This window comes from Rhodocaloribacter sp. (assembly GCF_056451265.1).
In genome coordinates, this window is the sequence record NZ_JBWOPL010000122.1 from 1 (window position 1) to 13,275 (window position 13,275).

Below are 13,275 nucleotides of genomic sequence, written 5' to 3' on the forward strand. Positions count from 1 at the left end.
CACAAAGAGCGGTTCCGATCCTGTCCGGACCGAAACCGCTCTTTGCGAATGCACAGGTAAGGTCTACAAATACCCCATCTCTTCCAGCCTGGCCAGCACCTGTTCGGCGCATTCCTCGGCGGAGTAGCGGGTGGTGTCGCAGACGATCTCGGCGTCCGTGGGCGCTTCGTAGGGATCGTCGATGCCGGTGAAGCCTTTGATGATGCCGGCGCGGGCTTTGGCGTAGAGGCCCTTCACGTCGCGCTGCTCGCACACTTCGAGCGGCGTGTCGACGAAGACCTCGACGTAGCCGCCGTACTGCGCGATGCGGTTGCGGTTGGCGCGGCGGTCGGCTTCGTAGGGCGCGATGGGCGCGCAGATGGCGATGCCCCGGTGCTTGGTGATCTCGCTGGCCACGTAGCCGATGCGCTGCACGTTCGTCGAGCGGTCCTCCTGCGAGAAGCCGAGGCCCTTCGAGAGGTGGGTGCGCACCACGTCGCCGTCGAGGAGCGTCACGGGGCGGCCGCCGCGTTCGAGCATCTTCACCATGAGCGCGTTGGCGATGGTGGACTTGCCCGAGCCGGAGAGCCCCGTGAAGAAGACCGTAAAGCCCTGATTGTGCTTCGAGGGGTGCGTCTTCCGCAGTTCGGCCACCACCTCCGGATACGAGAACCACGACGGGATCTCGGCGCCTTCGGTGAGCATCTGGCGAAGCTGCGTGCCGGAGATCATCTCGAAGTCCAGCCCTTTTTCCTGCACCTCGTCGATGGGCTCGTACGTGTCGTGCTCGGGCACGTAGACCATCAGGCGGAACGGCACGACGCCGATGCCGAGCTCCTCGCTGTGCTCGAGCACGAGGTCCTGCGCGTCGTACGGGCCGTAGAACGGCGTGCCGTCCTTGTCCTTGCCCGGCCCGGCGTGGTCGCGCCCGACGATGAGGTGGGTGCAGCCGTAGTTCTTGCGGATGATGGCGTGCCAGACGGCCTCGCGCGGTCCGCCCATGCGCATCGCCAGCGGCAGCAGGCTGATGGTGGCGCGGCCCTCGGGATAGTGCTTGAGCAGTTCCTTGTAGCAGCGCACCCGCGTGTAATAGTCGATGTCGCCCGGCTTGGTCAGACCCACCACCGGATGGATGAGCAGATGCCCGCCGATCTCCGCCGCCGCGCGGTCGGTCAGTTCTTTGTGCGCGCGGTGCATCGGGTTGCGCGTCTGAAAAGCGACGACCTTGTCCCAGCCCTGCGTCTCGAACATGTCGCGCATCTCCGCCGGGGTGCGGCGAAGCTCGTGGAAGTCATAGTGACGCGGGAGTTGAATGCCTTCGAGCGTGCCGCCGACGTAGAAGTCGCCCGCCTGGTCGAAGAGGTAGGCCACCGCCGGATGCCCGTGACTCTGCGTGCCGAAGACCTGGTCCGCCTCCCGCTCCTTGTCCGCCTTCCACACGTCTTCCACCGTGAGGACGGCCAGCAAGAGCCCCGTCTGATCCCGAAGCGCCACCCGGTCGCCCTCGGAGAGCCCCCCGGCCGTCTCCTCGGAGACGTCGAGCGTGATGGGCATCGACCAGAGCGTCCCGTCGGTGAGCCGCATGGTGTCGAGGACGCTTTCGTAATCGGCTTTATTGAGGAACCCGCGCAGCGGAGAGAAGCCGCCGTTGAGCAACAGCTCGATGTCGCAGATCTGGCGCGGGGTCAGGGTGATCGAGGGGAGATGCAACGCCTCCTTCCGGGTCGCTTCCAGCGCTTCGCCGGTCAACATCAGGTCACACAACTCACCGCCATGGGGTTCGATCAAAGTCTGGGCTTTCATTCGTATGTTGGATAGATTCATTAGGGTAAAAAGATGCGCTGTCGCAGAGCAGCCTTCAAGTTACGTCCAAAGACGGGGCAACATGTCGGACTTGTTCTCCGCAGGCATTAAGTTTTTGCGAATACGGGCTTTCGAGGGCCAATGCGACCGTCCTCGAAGGCTGCGTTCACAGCCACACCGCGTGAATGACGGTGACGGCGATGGCCATCACGATGAGGGTGGCGGGCAACCCGACCTTGAAATAGTCCCGGTAGCGATACCCGCCGGCGGCCATGACCATGAGGTTGGTCTGGTACCCGATGGGAGTCATGAAGCTTCCGGCAGCGCTCACGGCGATGACGAGGGCGAAGGCTTTGGGGTCGCCGCCCACCTGTGCGCCGGCGGCCAGGGCCACGGGCAGCATGAGCACGGCGGCGGCCTTGTGCGTGATGAGTTCCGTGAGCACGTTCGTCGTCACGTAGAGGGCCGCCAGCACGCCCACGGCGCCAAGCCCCGCCGTGGCGGTCACGAGCCCGTCGGCCATGACGCCGGCCAGCCCCGTCACTTCCACCGCCTTCCCGAGTCCGAGCGCAGCGGCAATGATGATCAGCACCGACAGGTCGACCGACTTCCGGGCCTCCGTCAGGGAGAGGCAGCGCGTGGCCACCATGCCGAGCGCGGCGGCGAAGGCGGCCGTCACCAGCGGCATCCAGCCCGTGGCCGCCAGCGCCACCATCCCCAGCATGATCGCGATGGCTATCGGCGCCTTGCGCTTCTGCGGCTTCTTCTTCTCCGGACGACGGGAAGCGACGAGGTAAAACTCGTCGCGGCGCGCGTTCCATCGCTGGTCGAAGCCTTTCTTCGCCTCGATGATGAGCAGGTCGCCGGCCTTCAGGGGGATGCGGCCGAGCGGCCCCTCCAGCTGTTCGTTCTTCCGCTGAATCGCCAGCACCACGCCGCCGTATTCCTCGCGGAAGTTGGCCTCCTTGAGCGTCCGATCGACGAGGCTGGAGGTCGATGCGATGACGGCTTCGAACAGCGGCAGCGTATGCTCGTCGCTCGTCTCGACGGCGGAGACGACGCGCTCGAGGCCGGGACGTTCGAGCAACCCGTCGAGCGCCGACACGTTGCCGACGAAGGCCAGCGTATCACCGGAGCGCAGGACCTCGCCCGGGGCCGCGGGGACGAGGTGGCCGCCCCGATGAATGTGAGCAAGGTATGCCGAGCCGAGCGCCCGCAAGCCCGCCTCCTCCACCGTCCGGCCGATCATGTATGAGCGGGGCGCGACCCGCAGCTCGAAGAGACAATCCTCCAGCCCATCTCCGAAAGAGGCGCGCTCCTTGCCCCGATCCGGCAGAATCCGGTGCCCGATCAGGACGAAGTAGAGGGTCAGGCCGAAGACCGCCGGGAGCCCCACCCACGTCAGGTCGAACATGGCCAGGGGCGCATAGCCTTCGGCCTCCATCAACCCGGAAACGACAATGTTCGTCGAAGTGCCGATGAGGGTCATCATCCCCCCCGCGATGGCCGCGTACGAGAGCGGGATGAGCAGCTTCGAGGTGGGGAGGCCCACCCGCTTTGCCCATTGCTGCACGCGCGGCGTGAACATGGCCACGATCGGGGTATTGTTCAGAAAAGCCGAGAGGAACGAAGTCGAGAGCATGAGCCGGGGCAACGCGCCGTGCAGGCGGGCATTCTCGGGGAAGATGAGCCGGTCCATGAAGCCGAGCGCGTTGGTGCGCTGCACCCCCGCCGCCGCCACGAAGAGCGCCGCCACGGTCAGCACGGCGGAGTTCGAGAAGCCCGCAAAGGCCTCCTCCGGCGTGACGACGCCCGCCAGGAGCATCAGCCCCAGACTCCCGAGCAGAACGATGTCCGGACGCGCGAACTCTCGGACGAGCGCCGCCATCATCATGATCAGGACACCGAGCGTGAACCACGCCTGCCAGCCGAGCGCTTCAAACATGCTTCAGAAGGGTAAACCGCGTCAGGCGCGTTCCGCCTCGGCGGCGATGAAAGCCTCGAAGTAGGCCAGCGTGCGTTTCAGCCCGTCGGTGCGGTCCACCTTCGGCGACCAGCCGAGGCGCTTTCGGGCGAGCGTGATGTCGGGCTGTCGCACCTTCGGATCGTCCTCGGGCAGGGGCTTGAACGCGATGGTGCTCGCGCTCCCGGTCAGGCGGATGACCTCCTGCGCAAAGTCGAGGATGGTGATTTCGTCCGGGTTGCCGATGTTGACCGGATCCGGGGCATCGCTCATGAGCAGCCGGAAGATGCCCTCCACGAGGTCGTCGACGTAACAGAACGAGCGCGTCTGGCTGCCGTCACCGAAGACGGTGATGGGCTCGCCGCGCAGCGCCTGTCCCATGAACGTCGGCAGCGCGCGTCCGTCGTCGAGGCGCATGCGGGGGCCGTACGTGTTGAAGATGCGGACGATGCGCGTCTCCACGCCGTGATACCGGTGATAGGCCATCGTCATGGCCTCGGCGAAGCGTTTGGCCTCGTCGTAGACGCCCCGCAGCCCGACGGGGTTGACGTTGCCCCAGTACGACTCCGGCTGCGGGTGGATGAGGGGGTCGCCGTAGACCTCGCTCGTGGAGGCGATGAGGAACCGCGCCTGTTTCGCCTTGGCCAGCCCGAGCGCCTTGTGCGTCCCGAGCGCGCCCACCTTGAGCGTCTGGATCGGGTACTTGAGGTAATCGATGGGCGAGGCCGGGCTGGCAAAGTGGAGCACGTAATCGAGCGGACCTTCGACGTAGATGTAGTTCGTCACGTCGTGCTGAATGAGCCGAAAGCGCTCATGCCCGATCAGGTGGGCCACGTTGTCGGGCCGCCCGGTGAGGAAGTTGTCCATGCAAATGACCTCGTGCCCTTCCGCGAGGAAGCGGTCACAGAGGTGAGAGCCGATGAAGCCGGCTCCGCCGGTAATGAGCGTTCGAGGCACGTTGTTCACGCTTTTCCGTTGATCGAGACAGGATGGACGACGGGCGCATAATGCGGGCGGCCGATGCTGAAATAGTCGAAGCCGCCTTCGGCCATGCGAGCCGGGTCGTAGAGGTTGCGTCCGTCGAAGATGACGGGCTGTTTGAGCAGGCGTCGGATCTTGTCGAAGTCGGGGCGGCGGAACTCGTTCCACTCCGTGCAGATGACGAGCGCATCGGCGCCTTCGAGGGCGGCATAGTCGTCCGGCGCATAGGTGATCTCGTCGCCGAGGAGGGCGCGCGTGGTCTCGGCGGCTTCGGGGTCGAAGGCGGCCACCTCGGCGCCTCTCGCGAGCAGTTCGCGGATGACGACGTGGGCGGGGGCCTCGCGGACGTCGTCGGTGTTCGGCTTGAAGGCCAGCCCCCACACGGCGATGCGACGGCCCGTCAGGTCGCCGCCGAAATAGTCCGCGACGCGGTCGGCAAGCAGGCGGCGCTGCCGGTCGTTGACCTTGAGGACGGCCTTCAGGATCTCGAAGGCATAGTCGTTTTCGTCGGCGGTGCGTTCGAGGGCCTGCACGTCTTTCGGGAAACAGCTGCCGCCGAAGCCGATGCCGGCGTAGAGGAAATGCTTGCCGATGCGGCTGTCGAGGCCGATGCCGATGCGGATCTTGTCGACGTTGGCCCCGACGCGGTCGCACACGTTGGCGATCTCGTTCATGAAGGTGATCTTCGTCGCCAGGAAGGCATTGGCCGCATACTTGGTCATCTCCGAGGAGCGCTCGTCCATCACCACGATGGGGTTGCCCTGCCGCACGAACGGCTCGTAGAGCAGGGTCATCACCCCGGCGGCGCGCTCGCTCTCGGTGCCGATGATGACGCGTTCGGGTTTCATGAAGTCCTCGACGGCGACGCCTTCCCGGAGGAATTCGGGGTTCGAGACGACATCGAAATGCCGGCCGGGTTGGAGCCCGGCGCTCTGGAGCACGTTCCGCACCCGCTCCGCGGTGCCGACGGGCACGGTGCTCTTGTTCACGATGACGCGGTAGCGGGGCGCGCCCTCGGCGGCGAGCAGTTCGCCGATGTCCGCGGCCACGTTGAGCACGAACGAGAGGTCGGCGGCCCCGTCGGCGCCCGGAGGCGTCGGCAGCGCCAGAAAGATGACGTCGCTGGCGGCGACGGCCTCGGCGAGGTCCGTGGTGAAGCGCAGGCGTTGATCCCGCAGCCCGCGCTCGAAAAACAGCTCGAGCCCCGGTTCGAAGATGGTCAGCCGTCCGGCGCTGAGGCTCTCCACCTTCCGCTCATCGATGTCGACGCAAATGACCTCGTTGCCCATCTCGGCAAAACAGGTGCCCGTCACGAGTCCCACGTATCCGGTTCCAATAATGGCAATCTTCATGTCAATATGAATCTCAATAGGGGAAAAAAATTCGAGTCCGCCTCAGTATCGACGGAGACGGCAATCGGCTTTAAGGGGTCCATTGGCTCCGGGACCGCCGTCCCGGTCGGCGCGTGGAGTGATTTTACAAGAACTATGCCCGGTGGTTGCCGGGTCTCGCAAGGATCACCGGCATACCGGTCTCAGGCTCCCGCCCCGGCAGGCTCTCGGCGGGCGAGGTACCATGCATACAGGCGTCGGAGGCCGTCGGGCAGGGGCGTCTTCGCCCGCCAACCGAGCGCGCGCATCCGCGAGACGTCGAGCAGCTTGCGCGGCGTGCCGTCGGGCTTCGACCGGTCCCAGACGAGCGGGCTCTCGCTCCCGACGACCCCGCGGATCATCTCGGCCAGCGCGCGGATGGTCAGGTCTTCTCCCGTACCCACGTTGAGCATCCCGTCCGGCGCGACTTCGAAGAGGCGCGCTTCCGGCTGCCGGAGCACGAAGAGGCAGGCGTCGGCCAGGTCTTCGCTGAAGAGGAACTCGCGACGGGGCGTGCCCGAGCCCCACAGCGTCACCGGCGCGTCGGGGCCGTCTTCGCGCCGGGCCTCGTGAAACTTACGCAGGAGCGCCGGCAGCACGTGGCTCGTCTCCGGATCGAAGGAATCGTTCGGGCCGTACAGGTTGGTCGGCGCCAGGCTCACGAAGTCGTCGCCGTACTGCTTCCGGAAGGCCTGGCACAGCTTGACGCCCGCGATTTTGGCGACGGCATACCCTTCGTTCGTCGGCTCCAGCGGGCCGGTGAGCAGATGCTCTTCCCGGATCGGTTGCGGGGCGTGCTTCGGATACATGCACGAGCTGGCCAGGAAGACGAGCCGCCGAACGCCGCACCGATGCGCGGCCCGGATGACGTTCGTCTGGATCGCCAGGTTGTCCCCGATGAAGTCGGCGGGGAACGTGTCGTTGGCGAGGATGCCGCCGACCTTTGCCGCCGCGAGGATCACGTATGCGGGACGATGCGCCTCGAAGAAGGCGTCCACGGCGGCCTGATCGCGCAGGTCCAGTTCGGCGCGCGTGCGCACGAGGAGGTTCGTGAAGCCCTCTGCCTCGAGCTTGCGAACGATGGCGGAGCCGACCAGCCCGCGATGCCCGGCGACGTATACGGCCGCGTCTTTCGATCCTGGGTGCATGGCGTCCGACCGGCTGCGCGGCGGGTGTTTCGTTAGCGCGAGGAGATACGCTCGATGGCGAGGGCCACCGTGCCGAGGGCCGCCACGATGGGGAAGACGTCGCGCCAGCTGATCTTCTGCTGAAGCTTCGTCTCGATGGTGAGCACGTCGTTGCCCAGGAGCACCGGATCTTCATCCGAGACGAGGACCTCATTGCGCATGGTCGTTTCGAAGATCGAGCGTCGTCGGCCTTGCTCATCCCGCAGCAGGCGCATGATGATGGTGCGGTTGGCGCGCACGGAAGCGTTGATCGCCAGATCCGGCCCGCCCGCCAGCGAGAGCAGCGTGCTCAGCCGCGTGCCCTGCGGGATCTCGTAGAGGCCGGGGTTCCGCACCGATCCCCACACGTTGACGAGCATCGTCACGTCGCCCGGCTCCGAATAGTTATAATAGGCCGCCGGCGCATAACGAGAGCGTTCGAAATCGGTGATGCGTTGCGCCTGAGCGACGCCCGCGCCCCAGCAAAGAACGACCAGAAAAACGAAAAGACTACGCGCCATAAACTTGCTCCTGAAGGTCTTGGTCTGATGGATGATTGAACGAAACGCATCGAGGGGGAGCGCCGGGGCTTACGCACGAGGGGCGGTCTCCTCTTCGGGGGCGGTCTCTCCGTACCCGTAGCGGTGGCCGTACCCGTAGCCATAGCCATACCCGTAGCCGTAGCCGTACCCGTAGCCATAGCCGCCGTAGGCCGCTTTGGCGTCGAAGCGGTTGAGCACCACTCCCGTGATTTTCGAGCCTACGTCGCGGAGGGATTCGATGCTGCGTTCGAGGGCGTGCCAGTTGGTCTCGTTGGCCGAGCACACGACCACCGTGGCGTCGCACTCGTTGGCCAGGAGGAGCGCGTCGGTCACGGCCAGCACGGGCGGCGTGTCGATCACGATCACGTCGAACTCCTGGCGCAGCCGCCCGAGCAACTCGCGCATTTTGTTCGAGCCGAGGATCTCGGCAGGGTTGGGCACCGAGCGGCCCGTGGGCATGACGTAGAGGTCGTCGACCTCCGTGGCGAAGCGTTCGAGTCCTATCGACACCGGCTCGAAGAGCATGTCTACGAGGCCCGGCTCCCGGGAGAGGCCCATGATCCGGTGCCCCATCGGTCGCCGCATGTCGGCGTCGAGGTAGAGGGTGCGCCGCCCGGACTGCGCCATGGCCACGGCCAGGTTCACCGAGGTGACCGTCTTCCCTTCCCCCGGCCCGGCGCTCGTGATCATGATGGCCTGCACCACGGCGTCGGGCAGGCTGAACTGGATGTTGGTTCGCATGCGCCGGTAGCCCTCAGAGGCCGGAGAGAGCGGGTTCAGCAGGGTGATCAGGCTCGTGCTGTAGTTGTTGCCGTCCACCGTGACGCGCTCCCGCCCTTCGAAGTCCGCCTTCACGATCCGCGTCAGGTCGGGCACCACGCCGACGACGCTGAAGCCGCGCTTGCGCAGGTCCTCCGGCTTGCGAATCTTGTTGTCGAGCGCGTTGCGCAGGAAGGCCACGCCCACCCCGACGACCAGCCCCAGCAACGCGCCGAAGAGCAGGTTCAGCGGCACGCGCGGGCTCACCGGCTTCTCCGGAAGCACGGCGCTGTCGATCACCTCGACGTACCCGAGCTCCGACTCCTCGGCGATCTTCGCCTCCTGGAGTTTCTCGAAAAGATTCGTCGCCAGTTGGACGCTGTTTTGCATCTCCCGCTGGAGCCGGGTCAGCACGAGCGCCTTGTTGGGGATCTCGTTGAACTTTCGCTCATACTCGGCGAGGCTCTGCTTGAGCACGTCGAGCCGGGCGCGGGCGCCGCTGATGGCGATGCGTTTCTGCATGACCTGTTGCTGAAGGTCGGCGATCTGGCGCAGGGCGCCTTCGGTGCCGCTGGCGAGCACACTGGCCTGGGACGCCACCTCCCGGGCAAAGCTCTGGACGCGCTCCTCCAACTGCTTCTTCCAATCGGCCAGTTGCGTCCGCCATTCCTCCAACTGCGGATCGCTCGAAGGATCCTGACGCAGTTCCGGGTTCTTCGAGTACTTCTCCTCGATTTTGAACTCCAGTTCCGTGATGCGGGTCTGCAAACCGGCGATGGCCTGATCGTCATTCGAAGAGAGCCGCCGCGCGAGTTCGGGGTTGATGCGGTTCAATTCCCCTTCCAGCACGTCCAGCTCCGCCTGCGCCGTCCGGAGCGCAAACTTCGTCCGGTCCCGCTCCGCACTCCACTCCATGATCTGTTCGAGCAGCTGCCGCCCTTCCTCCGTCGGGTTCACGATGCCCTTCTCTTCCGTATACTGCAGAATGTTCTGTTCCGCATCGCTGAGGAGGCTGTCGAAGCGGGTGGCCTGCTGCGCCAGGAAGTCGGCGGAAGCCTTCATACGCGCCCGGCTGGAGGTCTGGTTGTGCGCCACGTACTCTTCGGCATACAGGTTGGCGATGAGCGCGGCCTCCTCGGGCTGCGTGCTCTCCACCGTGATCAGGATCAGATCCACCTCCTCGTTCACCGGCTTGACCGAAACGTAATCTTTTCGCAACCGCCGGCTCACGTCGAGGCGCGAAGGCGGATCGCCGTCCTCGGTCGGCTCCAGCACGCTGAGCAACTCGCCGGTCTCCGGGTTGACGCGCTGCTGCATCAGATATTCCGCCACCCGCTCGGCGATCATGCGCGATTTGATGATCTCGATCTCGTTGAGAATATTCCGGTTGGCCAGGTTGATCCCGAGCAGTTCGCCGAGTTGCGGCGTGGACTGCTCACTGTTGACGTACAGCGTGCTGCTGGCCTCATACAGCGGAGGCGTCTGAAAGGTGTACACCGCCACGGCCGCCAGAATCAGCACGAAACAGGCCAGAATCAGCCACTTTCCTTTGAGCAACACCTCCAGAATCTCGCGGAGCGAGATCTCGTCTTCGTCATGGGCCCCGGCCTCGGCATAGGCCGAACCGTTCGTGCCGTTGCGAAATACACCCGCAACCCGCGGATCGGAATATTTGGTACGATCAAGCATGAATTCCCTTTTAGCATTTCCCCGGAGCGACCCGACCGCCGCTCAAGCGGTGCGGCCCCGGATCCACCGACTCGCCCCTCATCGTTTCGGGCAAATGCGTTCCGTTAGTAGAATGTGGCAAATTACGCAACAAGACCCATCAAGACAATCAACCCGACGCTCCGGGCCCGACACCGGAACGGTTGGAAAAAGCCGGATTCCAACCGCGGAAAGGCGCCTTCACGCTCCGAGTGCGCGCAGAAGAAGCGTTCGACATTAAAAAATCATACGCTCGTCATCAAAAAAACACACCGGACCCGATGGCCCGGTGACCGTATGCCTGCGGAACTCCGCGCGGAGCGCTCCGGTATGTCCCATCGCTATGAGCCGACATCGTATCTTGACCCCGAAACCCTGGAGCGTCAGGCTCAGAAACCGCCGCGTAATCGACAAGTCCCATGCGCGTCTGCGACCCGGCTTGCCGAACGGTTTCTGTTTCTATCGAATCGCGTGAACCTCGCCCTCCTTATTGTTCACGCCCCGCAATTGTTTCCAGGACGTCCCTTTTCATTTTCAGCACTTCAAGACCTTGTTACAAGTTCCTCTGTCCCGTCCCGACGTCGGTCCGATGGAGAAGCGCCGCCTGCTCGCGGTGCTCGAATCCGGGCGGCTGGCCCTCGGCGAGGAGCTGCTTGCCTTCGAGGCGGGCATGGCCCGGCGTTGCCGAACGCGCCACGCCGTCGCCGTGAGCAGCGGGACGGCGGCGCTGCACCTGATCGTGCGGGGACTCGGCCTCGGCGCAGGCGACGAGGTGATCACCACGCCCTTCAGCTTCGTCGCCTCGGCGAACGCGCTGCTCTTCGAGGACGTCCGCCCCCGCTTCGTCGACATTGACCCGGCGACGTACAACCTCGACGTGGCGCAGGCGGCCGAGGCCGTCGGGCCCGAGACGAAGGGCATCCTCGCAGTGGACGTTTTCGGCGTGCCCGCCGACTGGCCCGCCCTCTCGGCGCTGGCCCGCGCGCACGGGCTGCTCCTCATCGACGATGCGTGCGAGGCGCTCGGCGCTTCCGTCGCCGGGCGGCCCGTCGGCGCATGGGGGAACGCGGCGGCCTTCGGCTTCTATCCGAACAAACAGATCACCACGGGCGAGGGCGGCTGCATCACCACGGACGACGGCGCGCTGGCCGAGCGCTGCCGCTCGATGCGCAACCAGGGCCGTGCCGAGGATGCCGTGATGACGCATGTCCGGCTCGGCTTCAACTATCGGATGGACGAGCTCTCGGCGGCGCTCGGCGCGGCGCAACTCGAACGCCTGCCGGACCTGCTCGCCCGTCGCGCCGCCGTGGCCCGCAGCTACGACGCCGCGCTTGCCCCGCTCCTCGACGACCTCGCGCTCCCCCCCGGAGCCGGATCAGGCGCGGCGCGAAGCTGGTTCGTCTACGTCGTCCGCCTCCGCGACCACTTCGCCCCGGACGCCCGGGAAGCGCTCATGACCCGTCTCCGCGCGGCCGGGGTCGCCTGCGCACCCTATTTCCCGAGCCTCCATCTTCAGCCCTTTTATCGGGAGCGCTTCGGCTTCCGCCCCGGCCAATTTCCGGTATGCGAAGCCGTCTCGGCACGCACGCTGGCGCTCCCGTTCTTCCCGCAGATGACCGAACACGAGGTCGCCTACGTGGCCGAGACGCTGGCCGGCGCGATGGCGCGTCTGCCGCGCACCCGCCCGCTCCTCCCGCTCGACGACGCGCGCTCATGACGCCGCCGCCCGACCATACACGCCCCGCCCGAGCCTATGCCGCGCTCAAGCGCCTCGTCGACCTCGTCGGCGCCGGCGGCCTCCTGCTCGCGCTCGGCCCTTTCCTCCTCGTCGTCGCCGCGTCGATCCTCGTCGAGAGCGGGCGGCCCGTCTTCTTCCGGCAGACACGCACGGGGCGCGGCGGGCGGGCCTTCGAGGTGGTCAAGTTTCGCACCCTGCATACGGGCGCGCACGACGTCCGCAACCCCGCCTCGCGGACGACGCGGGTGGGGCGCATCCTCCGCCGGTGGGGCCTCGACGAGGCGCCGCAGCTCTGGAACGTGCTCCGGGGCGAGATGAGCCTCGTGGGCCCGCGCCCCACGCTTCCCGAACAGACCGCCCGGTACGGCCCGTTCGAGCGTCGCCGCCTCGAAGTGCTGCCCGGCCTGACCGGCTGGGCGCAGATCCACGGACGAAACGCCCTCTCGTGGCCCGAGCGCTTCCGGTACGACGTATGGTACGTGGACCACCGCAGCCTCGGCCTCGACCTCCGCATCCTCGCGCGCACGCCGCTCATGCTGCTCTCCGGAAAGGGCGTCTACGGCCCGGACGGCACGAACGAGGATTTTCAACCCGAACGACCTCCGGACAACCTCGCGAAACGATCATGAGGCCCCTCGTCATTGTGGGCGCCGGCGGGTTCGGAAGAGAAACCGCCGCGCTCGTCGAAGACATCAACCGGGACGAACCCACCTGGGAGCTGCTGGGCTTCGTGGACGATGACGCCGCCTTGCACGGCGCCGAACCCCTGGGCTATCCCGTGCTCGGCGATCTGGACTGGCTCTGCCGCCGGCGAAACGTGCACTATGTCCTTGCCATCGGCGCTTCCCTCCTCCGGAAGCGCCTGGGCCGACGACTCGAAGCGACCCCGCTGCATCCGGCCACGCTGGTCCACCCGGCCGCCGCCGTCCACCGAACGACCACGCTCGGCCCCGGCGCGATCCTGTGCCGGGGCGTCACGCTGACCGTCGCGATCCGGCTGGGCCGCCACGTCATCCTCAACCTCCACGGCGCCGTGGGCCACGACGCCTCCCTGGGCGACTATACGACCGCCCACCCCGGGGTTCACATCTCCGGACATGCCCGCACCGGGACGGCGGTCGAACTGGGCGCCGGCTGCGTGCTCCTGCCCGGCGTGACGGTCGGCGAAGGCGCGCGCGTCGGCGCGGGAGCCGTCGTCACCCGGGACCTCCCGGCGCATTGTACGGCCGTCGGCGTACCCGCGCGTCCGCTCCCCTCCTGACCCCAC

General features: G+C 66.3%; 10 protein-coding genes. 3 read left to right on the forward strand and 7 right to left on the reverse strand.

Going from position 1 to position 13,275, the window contains the following annotated elements; genetic code table 11:
• Nucleotides 1–63: 63 nt before the first annotated feature.
• From AC1HIY_RS17610 to AC1HIY_RS17640, 7 genes are all read right to left on the reverse strand, one after another.
• The gene (locus AC1HIY_RS17610; protein WP_479578116.1) at nucleotides 64–1,782 is read right to left on the reverse strand and encodes a bifunctional sulfate adenylyltransferase/adenylylsulfate kinase; all 1,719 of its coding nucleotides are present in this window, start codon (nucleotides 1,780–1,782) and stop codon (nucleotides 64–66) included.
• 166 nt (nucleotides 1,783–1,948) lie between these two features.
• Nucleotides 1,949–3,727, reverse strand: a complete 1,779-nt coding sequence (locus AC1HIY_RS17615; RefSeq protein ID WP_479578118.1) for an SLC13 family permease — start codon at nucleotides 3,725–3,727, stop codon at nucleotides 1,949–1,951.
• 21 nt (nucleotides 3,728–3,748) lie between these two features.
• A complete protein-coding gene (locus tag AC1HIY_RS17620) occupies nucleotides 3,749–4,702 on the reverse strand; it encodes a UDP-glucuronic acid decarboxylase family protein (protein ID WP_479578120.1) in 954 nt (317 codons plus the stop codon).
• 5 nt (nucleotides 4,703–4,707) lie between these two features.
• On the reverse strand, nucleotides 4,708–6,078 hold the full coding sequence (locus tag AC1HIY_RS17625) for a UDP-glucose dehydrogenase family protein (protein ID WP_479578121.1): 1,371 nt from the start codon (nucleotides 6,076–6,078) through the stop codon (nucleotides 4,708–4,710).
• A gap of 182 nt (nucleotides 6,079–6,260) precedes the next feature.
• On the reverse strand, nucleotides 6,261–7,244 hold the full coding sequence (locus AC1HIY_RS17630; protein WP_479578122.1) for a GDP-L-fucose synthase family protein: 984 nt from the start codon (nucleotides 7,242–7,244) through the stop codon (nucleotides 6,261–6,263).
• Nucleotides 7,245–7,276: 32 nt separating this feature from the next.
• Nucleotides 7,277–7,783, reverse strand: coding sequence for an SLBB domain-containing protein (locus tag AC1HIY_RS17635; RefSeq protein ID WP_479578123.1), 507 nt, complete (start codon nucleotides 7,781–7,783; stop codon nucleotides 7,277–7,279).
• Nucleotides 7,784–7,852: 69 nt separating this feature from the next.
• Entirely contained in the window at nucleotides 7,853–10,252 is a 2,400-nt protein-coding gene (locus AC1HIY_RS17640; RefSeq protein WP_479578124.1) for a GumC family protein, read from the reverse strand.
• A 568-nt stretch (nucleotides 10,253–10,820) separates the two neighbouring features.
• Here AC1HIY_RS17640 and AC1HIY_RS17645 point away from each other — a divergent pair.
• The 3 genes from AC1HIY_RS17645 to AC1HIY_RS17655 are packed head-to-tail and all read left to right on the forward strand — an operon-like array spanning nucleotide 10,821 to nucleotide 13,269.
• The gene (locus AC1HIY_RS17645) at nucleotides 10,821–11,987 is read left to right on the forward strand and encodes a DegT/DnrJ/EryC1/StrS family aminotransferase (protein WP_479578125.1); all 1,167 of its coding nucleotides are present in this window, start codon (nucleotides 10,821–10,823) and stop codon (nucleotides 11,985–11,987) included.
• Nucleotides 11,984–12,637: a sugar transferase gene (locus AC1HIY_RS17650; RefSeq protein ID WP_479578126.1), complete on the forward strand. Its 654-nt coding sequence runs from the start codon at nucleotides 11,984–11,986 to the stop codon at nucleotides 12,635–12,637. The genes AC1HIY_RS17645 and AC1HIY_RS17650 overlap by 4 nt, the downstream gene beginning before the upstream one ends.
• Complete coding sequence (locus AC1HIY_RS17655; RefSeq protein WP_479578127.1) at nucleotides 12,634–13,269, forward strand: acetyltransferase; 636 nt, start codon at nucleotides 12,634–12,636, stop codon at nucleotides 13,267–13,269. Before AC1HIY_RS17650 ends, AC1HIY_RS17655 begins: the two co-directional genes overlap by 4 nt.
• Nucleotides 13,270–13,275: the final 6 nt, after the last annotated feature.

Excerpts from the sequence above, each read along its gene's own strand:
- AC1HIY_RS17610 (WP_479578116.1), bottom strand. The coding sequence starts at position 1,782 with ATGAAAGCCCAGACTTTGATCGAACCCCATGGCGGTGAGTTGTGTGAC.
- AC1HIY_RS17615 (WP_479578118.1), bottom strand. The coding sequence starts at position 3,727 with ATGTTTGAAGCGCTCGGCTGGCAGGCGTGGTTCACGCTCGGTGTCCTG.
- AC1HIY_RS17625 (WP_479578121.1), bottom strand. The coding sequence starts at position 6,078 with ATGAAGATTGCCATTATTGGAACCGGATACGTGGGACTCGTGACGGGC.
- AC1HIY_RS17630 (WP_479578122.1), bottom strand. The coding sequence starts at position 7,244 with ATGCACCCAGGATCGAAAGACGCGGCCGTATACGTCGCCGGGCATCGC.
- AC1HIY_RS17635 (WP_479578123.1), bottom strand. The coding sequence starts at position 7,783 with ATGGCGCGTAGTCTTTTCGTTTTTCTGGTCGTTCTTTGCTGGGGCGCG.
- AC1HIY_RS17640 (WP_479578124.1), bottom strand. The coding sequence starts at position 10,252 with ATGCTTGATCGTACCAAATATTCCGATCCGCGGGTTGCGGGTGTATTT.
- AC1HIY_RS17650 (WP_479578126.1), top strand. The coding sequence starts at position 11,984 with ATGACGCCGCCGCCCGACCATACACGCCCCGCCCGAGCCTATGCCGCG.
- AC1HIY_RS17655 (WP_479578127.1), top strand. The coding sequence starts at position 12,634 with ATGAGGCCCCTCGTCATTGTGGGCGCCGGCGGGTTCGGAAGAGAAACC.